The 15,643-nt window shown below is 58.4% G+C and carries 19 protein-coding genes; 11 read left to right on the forward strand and 8 right to left on the reverse strand.

Annotated elements, in window-relative coordinates:
• Positions 1-67: 67 nt before the first annotated feature.
• The 5 genes from QN377_RS04440 to QN377_RS04460 all read right to left on the reverse strand — a co-directional run bounded on the left by QN377_RS04440 (position 68) and on the right by QN377_RS04460 (position 2,842).
• Positions 68-439 carry a glutathione S-transferase N-terminal domain-containing protein gene (locus tag QN377_RS04440; protein WP_095002048.1) on the reverse strand — a complete coding sequence of 124 codons (372 nt, stop codon included), beginning with the start codon at positions 437-439 and terminating at the stop codon, positions 68-70.
• A gap of 101 nt (positions 440-540) precedes the next feature.
• Positions 541-1,086 carry a GTP cyclohydrolase I FolE gene (gene folE, locus QN377_RS04445; protein ID WP_003442011.1) on the reverse strand — a complete coding sequence of 182 codons (546 nt, stop codon included), beginning with the start codon at positions 1,084-1,086 and terminating at the stop codon, positions 541-543.
• Positions 1,087-1,163: 77 nt separating this feature from the next.
• The gene (locus QN377_RS04450; protein WP_095002047.1) at positions 1,164-1,721 is read right to left on the reverse strand and encodes a Smr/MutS family protein; all 558 of its coding nucleotides are present in this window, start codon (positions 1,719-1,721) and stop codon (positions 1,164-1,166) included.
• 63 nt (positions 1,722-1,784) lie between these two features.
• Positions 1,785-2,105, reverse strand: a complete 321-nt coding sequence (locus QN377_RS04455; RefSeq protein WP_095002046.1) for a hypothetical protein — start codon at positions 2,103-2,105, stop codon at positions 1,785-1,787.
• 146 nt (positions 2,106-2,251) lie between these two features.
• Positions 2,252-2,842, reverse strand: coding sequence for a cysteine hydrolase family protein (locus QN377_RS04460; protein WP_095027149.1), 591 nt, complete (start codon positions 2,840-2,842; stop codon positions 2,252-2,254).
• Between the two features lie 272 nt (positions 2,843-3,114).
• Here QN377_RS04460 and prmB point away from each other — a divergent pair, with 272 nt between their 5' ends.
• Both prmB and QN377_RS04470 read left to right on the forward strand, forming a co-directional pair.
• A complete protein-coding gene (prmB, locus tag QN377_RS04465; RefSeq protein WP_095021341.1) occupies positions 3,115-4,023 on the forward strand; it encodes a 50S ribosomal protein L3 N(5)-glutamine methyltransferase in 909 nt (302 codons plus the stop codon).
• 167 nt (positions 4,024-4,190) lie between these two features.
• On the forward strand, positions 4,191-6,071 hold the full coding sequence (locus QN377_RS04470; RefSeq protein WP_095032290.1) for a glycoside hydrolase family 3 protein: 1,881 nt from the start codon (positions 4,191-4,193) through the stop codon (positions 6,069-6,071).
• A 33-nt stretch (positions 6,072-6,104) separates the two neighbouring features.
• Here QN377_RS04470 and QN377_RS04475 read toward each other — a convergent pair whose 3' ends face one another.
• Entirely contained in the window at positions 6,105-6,896 is a 792-nt protein-coding gene (locus QN377_RS04475) for a hypothetical protein (protein WP_322212675.1), read from the reverse strand.
• Between the two features lie 53 nt (positions 6,897-6,949).
• A complete protein-coding gene (locus QN377_RS04480) occupies positions 6,950-7,954 on the reverse strand; it encodes an alpha/beta hydrolase (RefSeq protein ID WP_322212676.1) in 1,005 nt (334 codons plus the stop codon).
• Positions 7,955-8,146: 192 nt separating this feature from the next.
• On the opposite strand from QN377_RS04480, the gene aroC reads away from it, so the two are divergent.
• The 5 genes from aroC to mtnC all read left to right on the forward strand — a co-directional run bounded on the left by aroC (position 8,147) and on the right by mtnC (position 12,377).
• Positions 8,147-9,238, forward strand: a complete 1,092-nt coding sequence (gene aroC / locus QN377_RS04485; protein WP_095019567.1) for a chorismate synthase — start codon at positions 8,147-8,149, stop codon at positions 9,236-9,238.
• Positions 9,239-9,272: 34 nt separating this feature from the next.
• Positions 9,273-10,421, forward strand: a complete 1,149-nt coding sequence (locus QN377_RS04490) for an MFS transporter (protein WP_095002040.1) — start codon at positions 9,273-9,275, stop codon at positions 10,419-10,421.
• Entirely contained in the window at positions 10,418-11,038 is a 621-nt protein-coding gene (locus tag QN377_RS04495; RefSeq protein WP_095019566.1) for a methylthioribulose 1-phosphate dehydratase, read from the forward strand. The genes QN377_RS04490 and QN377_RS04495 overlap by 4 nt, the downstream gene beginning before the upstream one ends.
• 100 nt (positions 11,039-11,138) lie before the next feature.
• Positions 11,139-11,684, forward strand: coding sequence for a 1,2-dihydroxy-3-keto-5-methylthiopentene dioxygenase (locus QN377_RS04500; RefSeq protein WP_095002038.1), 546 nt, complete (start codon positions 11,139-11,141; stop codon positions 11,682-11,684).
• 9 nt (positions 11,685-11,693) lie between these two features.
• Positions 11,694-12,377 carry an acireductone synthase gene (mtnC, locus tag QN377_RS04505; RefSeq protein WP_095002037.1) on the forward strand — a complete coding sequence of 228 codons (684 nt, stop codon included), beginning with the start codon at positions 11,694-11,696 and terminating at the stop codon, positions 12,375-12,377.
• Positions 12,378-12,460: 83 nt separating this feature from the next.
• On the opposite strand, the gene QN377_RS04510 is transcribed toward mtnC, so the two are convergent.
• A complete protein-coding gene (locus QN377_RS04510) occupies positions 12,461-12,739 on the reverse strand; it encodes a DUF3509 domain-containing protein (RefSeq protein WP_095002036.1) in 279 nt (92 codons plus the stop codon).
• A gap of 292 nt (positions 12,740-13,031) precedes the next feature.
• On the opposite strand from QN377_RS04510, the gene QN377_RS04515 reads away from it, so the two are divergent.
• From QN377_RS04515 to speE, 4 genes are all read left to right on the forward strand, one after another.
• A complete protein-coding gene (locus QN377_RS04515) occupies positions 13,032-13,565 on the forward strand; it encodes an ankyrin repeat domain-containing protein (RefSeq protein ID WP_095002035.1) in 534 nt (177 codons plus the stop codon).
• Positions 13,566-13,633: 68 nt separating this feature from the next.
• Complete coding sequence (locus tag QN377_RS04520; RefSeq protein WP_095019565.1) at positions 13,634-14,164, forward strand: hypothetical protein; 531 nt, start codon at positions 13,634-13,636, stop codon at positions 14,162-14,164.
• Positions 14,165-14,248: 84 nt separating this feature from the next.
• Complete coding sequence (locus QN377_RS04525) at positions 14,249-14,440, forward strand: PLDc N-terminal domain-containing protein (protein WP_016781476.1); 192 nt, start codon at positions 14,249-14,251, stop codon at positions 14,438-14,440.
• Positions 14,441-14,643: 203 nt separating this feature from the next.
• Positions 14,644-15,519: a polyamine aminopropyltransferase gene (gene speE / locus QN377_RS04530; protein ID WP_095019564.1), complete on the forward strand. Its 876-nt coding sequence runs from the start codon at positions 14,644-14,646 to the stop codon at positions 15,517-15,519.
• Positions 15,520-15,643 lie beyond the last annotated feature (124 nt).

Raw genomic sequence — 15,643 nt, forward strand, 5'->3', positions numbered from 1 at the left:
AGATGTGTATAAGAGACAGTTCGCGAGCAGGCTCGCTCCCACAGAGAGGGTAGACCGGGGGATGGCCTTAAACGTTGGCAAAGCGCTGGTTCAGGTAGTCAATGATCACCTTGGACTCATACATCCAGGTGGTTTTGCCGCCTTCTTCGATGCGCAGGCAAGGCACTTTGATCTTGCCCCCTTGCTCCAGCAGGGTCTGGCGATCCTGCTCGTTGTTCTTCGCGTCACGCAGGGCCACTGGCACATTCAGGCGGCGCAGGGTGCGGCGCGTTTTTACACAGAAAGGGCAGGCGTGGAACTGAAACAGGGTCAGGCCCTTGGCAGCCTGGTCGACCTGCGCCTGAGCGGCGGCAGGGCGCTGCTTTTTGCTTGGACGTGTCACGAAATCGCCAGCGATGATGAGCTGACCCAGGCCTACGCGAAGCGCTTTGATAAACACAGTAAAAGCCTCATGGGCAAATTAATAAGGGACGCAGCTTACCTGAAATTGTGCAGGCGAAAAAAAACCGGCGATAAACGCCGGTTTTTTCTGTGCCGCAGTTACTTGATCAGGCTGAGAAACTCGCTGCGCGTGGCGGCGTTTTCGCGGAACTCACCCAGCATCACCGAAGTGATCATCGACGAGTTCTGCTTCTCGACACCGCGCATCATCATGCACATGTGCTTGGCCTCGATCACAACGGCCACGCCCAGGGCGCCGGTGACTTGCATCACGGCGTCGGCGATCTGGCGACTGAGATTTTCCTGGATCTGCAGGCGACGGGCATACATGTCGACAATACGCGCCACTTTCGACAGGCCCAGCACTTTGCCGCTCGGAATGTAGGCGACATGGGCCTTGCCGATAAACGGCAGCAGGTGGTGTTCGCACAGCGAGTACAACTCGATGTCCTTGACCAGCACCATTTCGCTGTTGTCTGAGCTGAACAAGGCACCGTTGGTGACTTCTTCCAGGGTTTGTTCATAGCCGCGGCAAAGGTACTGCATGGCCTTGGCGGCACGCTTTGGCGTATCCAGCAGGCCTTCACGGGAAACGTCTTCGCCGAGTTGACCGAGGATCGCGGTGTAGTTTTGTTCCAGGGACATTAATCTACCTGTGGGATTTTTCGCAAAGAGTAAGGGTACGGGGGCTGACACGACGCTGCAAGCGTGATGACACGCTGTTACTCGTCACGCCCCTCCATCATGGTGCGCTTGAGCATCACATAGACCGCGCCGGCGCCGCCATGCCTGGCCTGGCAGGAGCAGAAGCCCAGTACCTGTGAGTGCTGGCGCAGCCAGGTGTTGACGTGGCTTTTGATCATCGGGCGCTTGCCGTCCAGACGCACGGCCTTGCCGTGGGTAACGCGCACGCAACGTACTTCAAGGCGCACGGCTTCACCGAGGAATTCCCAAAGGGTTTCGCGGGCCTTTTCAACGGTCATGCCGTGCAGGTCAAGGCTGCCTTCAAAGGCGATCTGCCCCAGCTTGAGCTTGCGCATCTGGCTTTCCTGCACGCCGTCACGGGCCCAGCTCAGCTGGTCCTCGGGGCCAACATCAATCACAAACTGGTCTGACAGGCCGTCGATGATGGTCGCGTTGGTGCGCACAATGGCGTTCTGGCGCAACTTGGCCAGCTGCGCACGGTCAGCCTTGGGTTTGCCGGTGTCGGCACGATCATGCTTGATCGGTTTGACACCGCGAATCTCGTTTTTGAACAGGGAAAAATCGTCGTCTTGCATGTCAGCCTCCGCGAAGGGCTGCCAGTTTACCCAAGTCGACGACAATCGGGCGGCGGATATGCGTCAGTCGTGTTTTTTCATCAGGTGCGGGGCCATGTTCAGGCCAAATGGCTTGCGCATCAGGCGCCGGCGTCGACGCCACATCCATACCCCCAGCCAGCACACCAACAGGCCGGACACCAACACCAGTGTTGCACCTGCGGGGCTGGCATTGAGCTCGCCCAGTGCCGTTGGATGGCCAATCAGGCTGGCGGCACCCGCCAACAGCAACAGCATGCCAAGCAGTGCCAGCAGCGCTGCAAACATCAGTACCAGGCGCGAGCGCCAGTCGCGATGAGCCTTGGGGCGCAAACGCCGAGCATCAAAACCATCGGAGATCTTCATTCCGATCTTTCCTTAAAGGGTATCGGCCCTTCGACAGGGACTTCGTCAGGTTGTTCCTGAGTGTAGTGAAATAGGAAAGCGCCCGCAGGCTGGAGCTGGTCCGGGATGGGCGGTTGCAGGGGCCGCCCGTCAACGTCCGGTTCAGATCAAATCAGGTTTTGGGTCAACGTCAGGGTGGCAAAGTTGTCGTTCATGATGGCCATTTCGGCTTTTTGCACTTGCTCGGCGCTGATAATGCCGTCCGCGGTCGGCAGGTCGCGGGTGGCGCAGGCGTCTTCCACCAGGGTGCAGCGCAAGCCGTAGTCCTTGGCCGCACGCACGGTAGTGCTGACGCTGGAGTGGCTCATGAAGCCGCAGACGATCACATCCAGCGAGCCGAGGTTTTCCAGGGCCTTTTGCAGCCCGGTGTCGTTGAATGCGTTGGGCATGCGCTTCTCGATAATCTGCTCATCACCCTGTGGTTCCAGGCCCTTGATGAAGGCGCCACGCTCGCCCTGAGGGTCGAACATACCGCCAACGGTGCCCAGGTGACGGATATGGATGACCGGGCGCCTGGCCTTGCGTGCCGCGTCAAGCAGGCGGGCAATGTTGGCGGTGGCCGCGTCCATGCCGGAAAGGGCCAACGGCCCGCTCAGGTATTCATTTTGCGCATCGATGATCAGCAGGCTGGCGTTGCTCAGATTGGCTGCGGCATAGCCACGTCCTGTGAGTTGAAACATCGTCTTTAAAGCGGGCATTCGGGGGCTCCTTTGAATGGGGCTTTTGCGACATTGTCCACTGGCGGAGCGTTTATGTGAATGACTTGTCGTGCAGGCCTTGTGGTTGCTGGTCTGTAGCGATGTCAAGCTAATGCTTTGTAGCCATAAAACGTACAAACTGGAGCGATTTTGAATTTTTATTGTACACGCTCTTACTTTTTGAAACGCTGTCACGTGTAGTCGTCCGGCCACCTTTGGCGCGTCGGAGTTTGGCTGTTAGAATCGCCAATCGATTTTGAGGAGTAAGACCATTGATCACTTCCCGCCTGCGCACTCTGCGCGACCATATTCGCTGGGCCGTTAGCCACTTTCATGGGGAAGAGTTGTTCTTTGGTCATGGTACCGACAATGCCTGGGACGAAGCCCGTCAATTGGTGTTGGGTGCGCTGAACCTGCCGTGGGAAATTGCCGATAGTTATCTCGACTGCCGCCTTGAAGACGATGAGTTGGTGAACCTGCAGCATCTGCTCAAGCGCCGTATCGAAGAACGCGTGCCCACGGCCTATCTGTTGGGTGAGGCCTGGTTCTGCGGCATGTCGTTTATCGTTGATGAGCGCGTGCTGATCCCGCGTTCGCCGATTGGCGAGTTGATCGAAAAACGTTTTGAGCCGTGGCTGGCTGCCGAGCCCGCGCGCATTCTTGACCTGTGTACCGGTTCGGGCTGTATCGGCATTGCCTGTGCCTATGAGTTCCAGAGCGCTGAAGTGGTGCTGGCCGACCTGTCCTTCGAGGCCCTTGAAGTGGCCAACCAGAACATCGAGCGCCACGGTGTCGACGCACGGGTTTACACCGTGCAGGGCGACGGCTTTGATGGCTTGCCGGGGCAGCGTTTCGACCTGATTGTGTCCAACCCGCCGTATGTGGATGCCGAAGATTTCGCCGACATGCCGGCCGAGTATCAGCACGAGCCGGAATTGGGGCTGGCCTGCGGTGACGACGGCCTGAACCTGGTACGCCGGATGCTGGCCGAAGCGGCGGATCATCTGACCGAAAAAGGCTTGCTGATCGTTGAGGTAGGCAACAGCCAGATACACGTTGAGTCGCTGTACCCGGAAGTCGACTTCGCCTGGCTTGATTTTGAGCGCGGGGGGCACGGTGTATTCATGTTGACCGCCGAACAGTGCCGTGCCCATCAGGGGCTGTTTGCTTCTCGAATCTGATCAGGCAAGAGCATTACAAACGCTGCAATACCTCTTCGCTTTTTGTTCGTCCGCAACTCGATACATTCGACAACGGCTGGGCATCAAGCGAAGCGGTTTTGGCACGCATCTCCCTGAAGTGGCTGCCTGCTTGATGCCCGTATTGGTTTGTATACGAGGATCAAAGCATGACACAAGCGTCCCGGTTTCCTTTGGCTCCCAGCGACACTGATCTCGACACGCGCGCCCGATGCCTCCTTGAGGGCTTGACCCTGCGCGAAAAAATCGGGCAGAAGTTGCTCGTGGCCTTTCGTTATTGGTGTCCTGACGACCAGCCAGCGTGCACCCTGAGTACCACCCGGTTCAATTCCGCCATGGGCGATGCCCTGCGTAACAACGCCATTGGCGGGGTGATTTTGTTTGGTAACAATTTGAGTTCGCTTGAGCAGGGCAGAACCCTTCTGGATGATCTGCGCGCTGTGCCCCCGGTCGCGGGTGAACTCGGCCTGTTGCTGGGGGTGGACGAGGAGGGGGGGTCAGTGTTTCGCCTGCCGCGCAGGGCGGCCACGGTTTTCCCGGGCAACATGGCATTGGCTGCGGCCTGGCACGGCGGTGGTGACGAGCGGATGGCTTATGACCAGGGTGTGGTGTTGGCCGCCGAGATTGCGGCTCTGGGGTTTAACTTGAATTTTGCCCCGGTGGTGGACGTCAACAGCAACCCGTTCAACCCCGTCATCAATGTGCGCGCTTTTGGTGATGATGTACGCACGGTCAGCCTGTTGGCCCGACGCATGATGCAAGGTATGGCTGCACAGGGCGTGATCGCGGCGTACAAGCATTTCCCGGGGCATGGGGATACGGAAACGGACTCGCATATCGGGCTGCCGGTGGTGAACAAGTCCCGTGAAGATGCCTGGGCAATTGATCTGGCGCCCTATCGTTTGGCCATTGAAGCGGGTGAAGCGCCAGAAATGGTCATGACCGCCCATATTCAATATCCTGCGCTCGATAGCACCCTGGTTCAGACGCGCACCGGTGAACCGATTATTGCACCTGCGACCATGTCGCGGAAAATTCAGCACAATATTCTACGGGGTGAGCTTGGCTTTCAGGGCGTGAGCATCACGGATGCGATGGATATGAAGGCCATTGCCGGTTTTTTCGGTCAGGCCGACGCCGTGATAAAGGCTTTTCAGGCGGATGTGGATATCGCCCTGATGCCCATTGAATTTCGTACCGCTCGCCAGGCCGGGCTCCTGTCCGGGTTGGTTGATCAGGTGGTAGCGGCTGTCGAGGCGGGCGATATTGATCGACAGGAACTGGATCAGTCGGTATTGCGGATTGTGCGAATGAAGTTGCGCAACGGGATTACCGCCGAGCAGGGCGCCAGGCCTCGACCTGAGTTGAATATAATTGGCAGCCCGGCACATCGTGCGCTCGAGCAACGTATTACCGCGCAATCCATTACATTGATTCGTAATCAGTGCGCCGCGTTGCCTCTGAAGAACCAGTGCGCGCGGATCTTGATCCTGACCCCGAGGAATGAGCAGGCCGAAGCCTTGCGCCGCAGGTTCGAGGAGGCCGGCTATCCTGCGCTCCTGTTGACAGGCAAGGCGCTGAGAGGCGTTGGCTGGGTTGAGATAAAGCGGGCGATCAACGCCGCAGAAACGGTGATTCTCGGTACCTCTTCAATCGGTGTCAGTGCTGTCGTGCGAAATGCGCATGCCGATCAGTTGTTGTCAGGAGCAACCGTGCAGAGCAGTTTGCAATGGCTGCGCTGTGCCATGGAATACGCCACGTCCCGCGGCAAGCTGGCTATTCATCTGACGATGAACTCGCCCTACGATGTGGTGGAATTTGACGATATCGCCGGCGCCACATTGGCGACCTACTCGTCCAGGGGGTATGACCGAGGTCTGCTGGGGCCAGCCTTGCCGGCTGCTGTGGATGTCATGCTGGGGCGGAGCGTCCCCGTGGGGCGTTTGCCGGTTGATATTTTTGCCCTGGCCGATGGCAGCCAGCCGGGGGCGTTGCGCTACCCCAGGGGAACAGGTCTTGGCTATCCGTAACCCATAGTGACCCTGTGCAGCGGGTGGGTACCATCAGCGGTGCGTCGCAATCCAGATCAACAACCCTGCCTGGAACACCGAAAAGGCTATCAGGCAGGTGATGGTAAAGCGCAGGCCCATTTCTTCGCGCTGGTACCTGCCGAGTTTTTCTTCTTTTTCCCGCAGTTTTACCTCTTGTTCCTGCAAGTTCTGTTCGGCTTGCTGGAGCATTTGCGCAGTCTCAAGAATGTCGAGGAACTGAAGCTTTTCGCCATTCCAGCTGTCCAGCAACTCGCCCACTTGCACGTCTTCGATCCGTGCCTTGAGAAACTGGGCGTCGGCATACACCACATCAAAGCCCTGTACCCGCAAAACATGATCGCGGCGCAGGCGGCTGTCTTCATTCAGGGCGTCCCGGCTGGCCAGGTCGGTGCCGTCAACGCGGTAGTGCGACCATTTTTTCTGCGCCCACAACGCGGCCTGAGCCAGCAGAAAGCGGCCGATCCCGCGGTTCGCCGGTTCAACTTGCAAACCGCGCTCAGGGCTGAAACGCACGCGGTGGGTGCTATGGTCGACCCACAGGTCAAGCTGGTTCTGTTCGCTGCGCACGCGCTGGCCGGGCAGGGTGATGGTCATGCGCAGCAGGCTGAGGTCTTTGCTGTGGCGTGTGGCGTGGCCGAACTGCACAAAGCGTAACGACCGTGCCCCGGTGTTGCGGTCAGTGGGCAGGGGGGCGAGGCGCAGCATGCGCAAATGCTCGGGCTGCACATCGGCCCAAGGCAGCGGCGGGGCCTCGGGCACTTCCGGTGCCTCGGGCCCGGCGGGTTGTGTTGGGGTGTCGCTCATAACGGCTCGATCCTGTGCTGGATGTCAGCCAAGCAAAGACGGCCGACACCGGTTTATCGGCCGTTATGCGCAGTACTGTAGGGCTGGCCCGCATTGACTTTCGTGATAAAGCGCACAGTTCGATCGCCCAGTTCGCCTGCCAAACGCTGATTGGGGTCGTTATAGGACTGCACCTGGCGCTTCATGTCCATTGGCACGATGCGCATCACGTGGTTCATGCCATTGATCAGTGTCAGTACGGCATCGGGCTTGGCGGCCTTGAGCAGGCGGGCATCCTTGACCTCTACCTGAATGTCGTGGGTGCCCTGAATGATCATGGCCGGCATTTTCAGTGCGGCGAAAGCGGCTGCCGGGTCATGGCGCAGCAGGCTGATCATGTACGGCTGCACGCTGGGGCGGAAGATCACTTGCAGATCCTTGGGCATCTTGTCGTCGGTCTTGCCGGCTTCCAGGCTGCTGATCAGCTCAAAACTGCGCTTGAGCAGGGCAGGCGGCAGGTGATTGCGTTGCAGTTGCTCGCGCAACAGCACGCCCACCGGGCGCCCTGTACCGGCAATCGAAACCACGCCGGCAGCACCGATTTGTGGGGCTGCCAGGCTGGCGATCATTGCGCCTTCACTGTGCCCGAGTACAAACACCTTGCCAAAGCGCGGGTCGCTTTTGAGTTTCTCGCCCCAGGCCACGGCGTCGGACACATACTGATCGAAGTTGAGCTTTTGCTCGTCAGGCCCGGCAGGCTGGCTCTGGGCGATGCCGCGCTTGTCGAAGCGGACGCTGGCAATATTGCTCTGGGCCAGGCGCCAGGCCAGTTTTTTCAGGGCGTCATTGCGCCCGCCGATAGGGTTGTTGCCGTCGCGGTCAGTCGGGCCGGAACCGGCAATAATCAGCACCACGGGTACGGGCTTGTCGCTCTTGGGCAAAACCAGCGAGCCATACAACGTGCCGGAGCCGGTATCGAGCTCAATGGGCCGCAGCAAGACATTGGAGGGCGGGGCCGCCAGGGCCTGGGTGCCAAAGCCAAACAGGGTCAGTGCTAATAAAAGTATTCGCAGCATCATAGCGCCATCATTGTCTAGTGTGCCGGTTGGACAAACCCGGATGAGTAAGGTTCGAGGATGAACTACAGAGGTAGCCTGCGTATACTGGCGCTTTTGGTTATCTGGGATCTGTTCAACATCTGTTGTGTTGCAACAAGACTTGAACTGATCCCGGGCTGAACTTTATCGGCTGATTTTCGCGGAGCGCCCTGCATGTCCGGCAATACCTACGGCAAGCTGTTCACTGTCACCACCGCTGGCGAAAGCCATGGTCCGGCGTTGGTCGCCATTGTTGATGGCTGCCCGCCAGGGCTGGAGCTGTCCCTTGAAGATTTGCAACGTGACCTGGATCGACGCAAGCCCGGCACCAGCCGCCACACCACCCAGCGTCAGGAGGCCGACGAAGTTGAAATCCTCTCCGGGGTGTTTGAAGGCCGCACCACCGGCTGCGCCATTGGCCTGCTGATCCGTAACACTGACCAGAAGTCCAAGGATTACTCGGCGATCAAGGATCTGTTCCGCCCGGCCCACGCTGATTACACCTATCACCACAAGTACGGCGAGCGCGATTACCGCGGCGGCGGGCGCAGTTCGGCGCGTGAAACGGCCATGCGTGTGGCCGCCGGTGCCATCGCGAAAAAGTACCTGGCCACCCAAGGCATCGTGATTCGCGGTTATATGAGCCAGCTGGGCCCGATTGAAATCCCGTTCAAGACCTGGGACTCGGTTGAACAAAACGCCTTTTTCAGCCCTGACCCGGACAAAGTGCCGGAGCTTGAGGCCTACATGGATCAACTGCGCCGTGACCAGGACTCGGTTGGCGCCAAAATCACCGTGGTCGCCGAAGGCGTGATCCCGGGGTTGGGCGAGCCGATTTTCGACCGTCTGGATGCCGAGTTGGCCCATGCGCTGATGAGCATTAATGCCGTAAAAGGTATTGAAATCGGCGCCGGTTTTGCCAGTGTTGCCCAGCGCGGCACCGAGCATCGCGACGAGATGACCCCTGAAGGTTTCCTGAGCAACAACGCCGGCGGCATCCTGGGCGGTATTTCGTCTGGCCAGCCGATCGTTGCCCACCTGGCGCTCAAGCCAACCTCGAGCATCACCACCCCGGGCCGCTCGATCGACGTGCATGGCAATCCGGTGGACGTGATTACCAAGGGTCGTCATGACCCGTGCGTGGGTATCCGTGCCACGCCGATTGCCGAAGCCATGATGGCCATTGTGCTGATGGATCACCTGTTGCGTCATCGCGGCCAGAACGCCGACGTACGCGTCAGCACGCCCGTACTGGGCCAGTTGTAATGCAAGGATTGTTGAGCGTCACGGTCTGACGGCCGTGGCGACACTTCCTTACTGGCGTCTGTCAGGCTTCTATCTTTTCTATTTCGCCTTGCTGGGTGCCACAGCGCCGTTTCTGGCGCTGTACTTCAATCACCTGGGGTTTTCCAGTGCGCGTATTGGCGAACTGGTGGCCATCCCGATGCTGATGCGCTGCGTTGCGCCCAACCTGTGGGGCTGGTTGGGGGACTACAGCGGTCAGCGTCTGCTGATCGTGCGTCTGGGTGCGCTCTGCACCTTGTGCAGTTTTGCCCTGATCTTTGTCAGCCAGAGCTATGCCTGGCTGGCGCTGGTGATGGCGCTGCATGCGTTCTTCTGGCATGCGGTGTTGCCGCAGTTTGAAGTCATTACCTTTGCCCACTTGCGTGAGCAGCCTGAGCGTTACAGTCAGATTCGTTTGTGGGGCTCGATCGGTTTTATCCTTACCGTGGTGATCCTGGGCCGCCTGTTCGAATGGCTGAGCCTGGATATCTACCCGGTGGCGCTGCTCGTGATCATGGCTGGCATTGTGCTGTGCAGCCTGTGGGTGCCCAATGCGCAGCCCTCCAGCCTGGGCCGCAAGCAGGTGGAAGGCGGGTTCTTGAAGCAACTGTTCAGCCCGGGCGTGCTGGCGTTCTATGCCTGTGTGGCGCTGATGCAAATGAGCCACGGCCCGTACTACACATTTCTGACTCTGCATCTGGAACACCTCGGCTATAGCCGTGGTGTGATCGGCTTGCTCTGGGCCCTGGGAGTGGTGGCCGAAGTGCTGATGTTTTTGGCCATGCGCCGTATCCTGCTGAAATTTTCTGTGCGCCGGGTGCTGATGTTCAGTTTTATCCTCGCTGCCTTGCGCTGGCTGTTGCTGGGGTCTTTTGCCGAGCACCTGTGGGTGTTGCTGTTGGCGCAGCTGCTGCACGCCGCCACCTTTGGCAGTTTTCATGCCTCGGCCATGACCTTTGTGCAACGCAGTTTCGGTCCCGGCCAGCAAGGCCAGGGCCAGGCCCTGTACGCCACGCTGGCCGGTATCGGTGGCGCCGTGGGGGCGCTGTACTCCGGTTACAGCTGGAACACCCTGGGCCCCGCTTTCACCTTTAGTATGGCGAGCGTCGCAGCGCTGGCTGCAGCCGTTATCATTGCCACCCGACTGCAAGAGGACAGGCCATGAGCCTTACCCGTGAACACCTGAGCCTGGAAATCATTGAAGCCGGGCGCTTTTTATATGCGCGTGGCTGGTCACCGGCTACCAGCAGCAACTATTCCACCCGGCTGTCGGCCAGCCAGGCGCTGCTGACGGTGTCGGGCAAGCACAAGGGCCAGCTGGGACCTGATGATGTGCTTGCCACTGACCTGGCAGGCAACAGCCTGGAACCAGGCAAGAAACCCTCCGCTGAAACCCTGCTGCATACCCAGTTGTACAGCTGGCGCCCCGAAATTGGCGCGGTGCTGCACACCCATTCGGTCAATGCCACGGTGCTGTCGCGCCTGACGCCGGGCGACAGCATTGAATTTGAAGACTACGAACTGCAAAAGGCTTTCAGTGGCGTCTCGACCCATGAGTCCAGTGTGCTGGTGCCGATTTTTGACAATGATCAAGACATCGCGCGGCTGGCGGCCAAGGTTCAGCCATGGCTTGAAGCCCACCCGGACTGTGTGGGCTATCTGATTCGCGGGCATGGCCTTTACACGTGGGGCGCGCGCATGAGCGACGCCTTGCGCCAGATCGAAGCCTTCGAGTTTTTGTTTGAATGCGAACTGAAAGCTCGCGCAATACTCAATCGTTAACGCTGACTTCACCGTGAAGAAGCTCACACCCTGATTTGAACGGTCTGCCTGAACGGCCTGTAAAAGCCGAATGCGCGCCGAAGCCGAGGAACCACGCCCCATGAGCAGTTTGTCCGTTTATCACGTATCGAGCCCGGAACTCCCCAACAAGGTGCTCACCCATTTTGATGATATCGCTTCAACACTGGCCGAGCAGGGCGTGCGCTTTGACCGCTGGCAGGCCGCCACGCAGATCCAGCCGGGGGCCAGTCAGGATGAAGTGATCAACGCCTATCGCGTGCAGATTGACCGGCTGATGAGCGAGGGTGGTTATGTCACCGTGGACGTGATCAGTCTCAACAGCGATCACCCGCAAAAAGCCGAATTGCGCGCCAAATTCCTCGACGAGCACCGCCATGGCGAAGATGAAGTGCGTTTTTTCGTCGCCGGTCGTGGCTTGTTTACGCTACATATTGGCGACTATGTGTATGCGGTGTTGTGCGAAAAGAACGATCTAATTTCAGTACCCGCAGGCACGCCGCACTGGTTCGACATGGGTGAGCATCCGCATTTTGTCGCCATCCGCCTGTTCAACAACCCGGAAGGCTGGGTTGCCAACTTTACCGGCGAAGACATCGCTGAACGCTTCCCGCGCCTCGAAGACTAAGGATCTCCCATGCCGATCAAAGCCATCCTGACCGATATCGAAGGCACCACCAGCGCTGTCAGCTTCGTATTTGACGTGTTGTTTCCGTATGCGGCCAAACATCTGCCCGGGTTTGTGCGCGAGCATGCCGAAGACCCTGAAGTGGCCATGCAGCTGGGCGCAGTACGCCTGGATAGCGGCGAGCCTGAGGCCGATGTCGAACGGGTCATCGAGATCCTCCAGCAATGGCTGGCCGAAGACCGCAAGGCCACACCACTCAAGGCCTTGCAAGGGATGATCTGGAAGCAGGGATACGCCGCGGGTGAGCTTAAGGGCCATGTTTACCCGGACGCGGTCGAAGCGCTGCGCGAGTGGCATGCCAAAGGGTATGACCTGTATGTCTACTCGTCAGGTTCGATACAGGCGCAAAAGCTGATTTTTGGCTGTTCCGAGGCGGGTGACCTGACGCCACTGTTCAATGGCTACTTTGACACCACCTCCGGGCCCAAGCGTGAGGCGCAATCCTATCGCCACATTACCGAGGCCATAGGCTGCCCGGCCGGGAAGATCCTGTTTTTGTCGGATATCGTTGAAGAACTCGATGCTGCACAGGCGGCCGGCATGCTGACCTGCGGTCTGGCCCGTGAGGGTGGGGAACTGGCGGGACATAAAACCGTGAGCAGTTTTGCCGAGATTGATCCTGCCGCAGTTTAAATAACACTGCTGTGGGAGTGAGCCTGCTCGCTCCCACAGTCATGCCGTTCTCTATCGCGGACTGCTTTGCACTACCCTTGGATTCAGCGGGTGTGATAGGTCGGCAGGGCAAAACGATGCTGGCTTTGCAGCAGCGAAATGGTCGGCAATTCACTGGCAGTGCCTGCCAGGTCACGACGAATCGCGCTGATGGCCCAAGTCAGTTCCTCGGCGGTATGCAGTTGGGTGTAAGAAAGTGTGCGCTGGGTCTGTTTGCCTTCGTTGTCACACAATGTCAGCAGCACGCCGCCATCCGGGCGGGGTTTAACGGTGACAGTGTGGTTGGAGAACAACGATGCGAATTTTTCCTGGATCAGGCTCATATGTTCAGCTCCATTAGCGCTTGAATGCTTGTATGGAGTAGAGATTGCAGTGATTGTGCCACTATTCTTTTTTTAAAAAATCCATATAAATCAACAGCTTATAATTTATGCAAAAAGCATTTATCGTGCATTTTGCATGAGTGGCCATCGTGCATCCTGCATTTTGCCCAGTCGGTATCAGGCTCAGACAGCTGATTGATTGTTCCTATGGGTGCATTGAGCAAAAAAGGGGTGACACCGTGTCTGCGTCTCAGGAAACTAGGTTTTTTTTGTAGCCAGGGTGGAACCTTACATGTCAGAGAACAAGCCAGCAGACCAGAGCCGCCAGATGACCCCGGAAGAGGCCGCCGACTTTGCCGAGCAGGTGTTCAACAAGGCACGGGATGGTGATGCTGCAATGCTGGCAGCCTTGCTGAGCAAGGGCTTGCCGGCCAATTTGCGCAACCACAAGGGCGATACCCTGTTGATGCTGGCCAGCTATCACGGCCACGTTGAAGCGGTGAAGGTGCTGCTTGAGCACAATGCCGACCCCGAGATCCGCAATGACAATGGCCAGAGCCCGATTGCAGGTGCTGCCTTCAAGGGCGACCTGGAAATGGTCAAGACCCTGGTTGAAGGTGGCGCACAAGTTGAAGGCGCATCATTTGATGGCCGTACAGCGCTGATGATGGCCGCCATGTTCAATCGTGGGGAAATCATCGATTACCTGATCAGCAAGGGCGCCGATCCAAAAGCCAAGGACGCCAATGGCATCACCGCCCTGGATGCCGCCAGGACCATGGGCGCAGCCGAAACCGTGGCGCAACTTGAGAAGCTGTTGGGCTGATCGCCCCTTGAAGGGCGCAATTGATATATCCTGCGCGCCCTTAATTTTCCTTGTGACAGGCCTCGCCCATGAAAACCACTCTCGTTGAACTCATCAGCAAAATCAGCTCTGGGTGCATGGGCGACGACGAAATCGCCTCCATCGCGGACGAGGCGGCTCAAGCCTACGCCGATCAGGCAGCATTTCTGCTTGCCAACCCGGACATCAACTACGACGACAGCTTCCCGATCCCGCTGGGTGAATGGGTTGTGGTGGGCAGCTTGCCGGAAACGGTGTTGTTCCAGGCCGATACCTGGATGGACCTGTTTGCCCAGATCGTCGCCTCTTTCGGTCCTGATGTAGCGTTCAATATCAAGCCAAAGCAATTGGCCAAGACCGAAGCGCTGACCGCGCTCAACCGCATCCAGATCCAGATGGGCAGCATGAGCCCGGAGCAGGGCGGTTATGTGCTGGTCAACCTGAGCCAGCCGCTGGACGACGAAATCCAGGTGGTGCTGGTTTACGGCAATGACGTGCCGCGCGTGCTGGAACTGTGTGCCGAAGTCGGCATCGCCGCTGCGCCATCGCTGGAAGCCCTCAAGGTTGCCGTCCACGTCTGAAACCCTGGCTGCTGCAATAAAAAACGGAACCCTGGCCGCGGGTGACTATCCTATGAGCACAAGTACTCACTCGGGAGCGTCATCATGGGTTCAACGTTTAATGGTCTGATCGGTCTGATTATTCTGGCCCTGGATATCTGGGCCATCATCAACGTAATCAAAAGCGGCGCCGGGACGGGCGCGAAAGTGCTTTGGGTGCTGCTGATTCTGTTCCTGCCGGTACTGGGGCTGGTGATTTGGGCCATCGCCGGGCCGCGGGGCAATGTGCGTATTTGAGCTGCTTGCCAGCGGGCAGCGACGGTAAATCGTGGTTGCCCGCTTAGATTGTCGGCGTCAAGGTTCGACCTGTCATGTTCCTCGACGTAGAATGCGCGCCTTTCTTGGGCAGTTGGACCCGTGTCGCGATAGCGGTATGAGGTTCGGCTGTCGATCATGGGCGGGTGACCGTCCGTTGCCACCAGCATTCAAGGGGACTACCCATGGCCGAATCGCTTGACAACCACTATCTCGAAACCCTTTACGAAGGCTATGGCCAACGCTTTCGCATGGACAAGCTGCTCCATGAAGTGCGAACCGATCACCAGCATCTGGTGATCTTCGAAAACCCGGTCATGGGCCGCGTAATGGCTCTGGACGGCGTGATCCAGACCACCGAAGCGGACGAATTCATCTACCACGAAATGCTTACCCATGTGCCGATCCTGGCCCACGGTGCGGTCAAGCGCGTGCTGATCATTGGCGGTGGTGATGGCGGCATGTTGCGCGAAGTCACCAAGCACATTGGCATTGAGCACATCACCATGGTCGAGATCGACGGCACCGTGGTGGACATGTGCAAAGAGTTCCTGCCCAACCACTCCAAGGGTGCGTACGACGATCCACGCCTTAACCTGGTGATCGACGACGGCATGCGCTTTGTCGCCACCACCGAAGAAAAATTCGACGTGATCATCTCGGATTCCACCGATCCGATCGGGCCGGGCGAAGTGCTGTTCTCCGAGAACTTCTACCAGGCTTGCCACCGTTGCCTGAATGAAGGGGGTGTACTGGTCACCCAGAACGGCACGCCATTTATGCAGTTGCAGGAAGTGCAGACCACCGCCGGGCGCATGCGCAGCCTGTTTGCTGACTGGCATTTCTACCAGGCTGCCGTGCCTACCTATATCGGCGGCTCCATGACCTTCGCCTGGGGTTCGACTGATGCGAGCTATCGCAAGTTGCCGCTTGAGACCCTGCGTCAACGTTTTGCCGGTAGCGGTATCGTGACCCGCTACTACAATCCGGAAGTTCATATCGGTGCTTTCGCCTTGCCGCAATATGTTTTGCAGGCTATCAACAAGCCAAGCAACGACTGAGGCTGTGCAGTAGCAAGGCAGGGCGTCAGTTGCAGAACTGTGGGAGCGGGCTTGCCCGCGATGCAGGCGACGCGGTTTAAAGTTGGACCGCGTTGCTGCAATCGCGAACAAGCCCGCTCCCACA

The sequence above is a fragment of the Pseudomonas sp. CCC4.1 genome, assembly GCF_035019225.1.
Classification (GTDB): domain Bacteria; phylum Pseudomonadota; class Gammaproteobacteria; order Pseudomonadales; family Pseudomonadaceae; genus Aquipseudomonas; species Aquipseudomonas bubulae.

What these genes read in the sequence shown, in the direction of transcription:
- folE (WP_003442011.1), bottom strand. Translation starts at nt 1,086, where the DNA reads ATGTCCCTGGAACAAAACTACACCGCGATCCTCGGTCAACTCGGCGAA.
- QN377_RS04500 (WP_095002038.1), top strand. Translation starts at nt 11,139, where the DNA reads ATGAGCAGTTTGTCCGTTTATCACGTATCGAGCCCGGAACTCCCCAAC.
- QN377_RS04455 (WP_095002046.1), bottom strand. Translation starts at nt 2,105, where the DNA reads ATGAAGATCTCCGATGGTTTTGATGCTCGGCGTTTGCGCCCCAAGGCT.
- aroC (WP_095019567.1), top strand. Translation starts at nt 8,147, where the DNA reads ATGTCCGGCAATACCTACGGCAAGCTGTTCACTGTCACCACCGCTGGC.
- QN377_RS04475 (WP_322212675.1), bottom strand. Translation starts at nt 6,896, where the DNA reads ATGAGCGACACCCCAACACAACCCGCCGGGCCCGAGGCACCGGAAGTG.
- QN377_RS04460 (WP_095027149.1), bottom strand. Translation starts at nt 2,842, where the DNA reads ATGCCCGCTTTAAAGACGATGTTTCAACTCACAGGACGTGGCTATGCC.
- mtnC (WP_095002037.1), top strand. Translation starts at nt 11,694, where the DNA reads ATGCCGATCAAAGCCATCCTGACCGATATCGAAGGCACCACCAGCGCT.
- QN377_RS04450 (WP_095002047.1), bottom strand. Translation starts at nt 1,721, where the DNA reads ATGCAAGACGACGATTTTTCCCTGTTCAAAAACGAGATTCGCGGTGTC.
- QN377_RS04515 (WP_095002035.1), top strand. Translation starts at nt 13,032, where the DNA reads ATGTCAGAGAACAAGCCAGCAGACCAGAGCCGCCAGATGACCCCGGAA.
- QN377_RS04495 (WP_095019566.1), top strand. Translation starts at nt 10,418, where the DNA reads ATGAGCCTTACCCGTGAACACCTGAGCCTGGAAATCATTGAAGCCGGG.
- QN377_RS04480 (WP_322212676.1), bottom strand. Translation starts at nt 7,954, where the DNA reads ATGATGCTGCGAATACTTTTATTAGCACTGACCCTGTTTGGCTTTGGC.
- QN377_RS04470 (WP_095032290.1), top strand. Translation starts at nt 4,191, where the DNA reads ATGACACAAGCGTCCCGGTTTCCTTTGGCTCCCAGCGACACTGATCTC.
- QN377_RS04510 (WP_095002036.1), bottom strand. Translation starts at nt 12,739, where the DNA reads ATGAGCCTGATCCAGGAAAAATTCGCATCGTTGTTCTCCAACCACACT.
- speE (WP_095019564.1), top strand. Translation starts at nt 14,644, where the DNA reads ATGGCCGAATCGCTTGACAACCACTATCTCGAAACCCTTTACGAAGGC.
- QN377_RS04520 (WP_095019565.1), top strand. Translation starts at nt 13,634, where the DNA reads ATGAAAACCACTCTCGTTGAACTCATCAGCAAAATCAGCTCTGGGTGC.
- QN377_RS04525 (WP_016781476.1), top strand. Translation starts at nt 14,249, where the DNA reads ATGGGTTCAACGTTTAATGGTCTGATCGGTCTGATTATTCTGGCCCTG.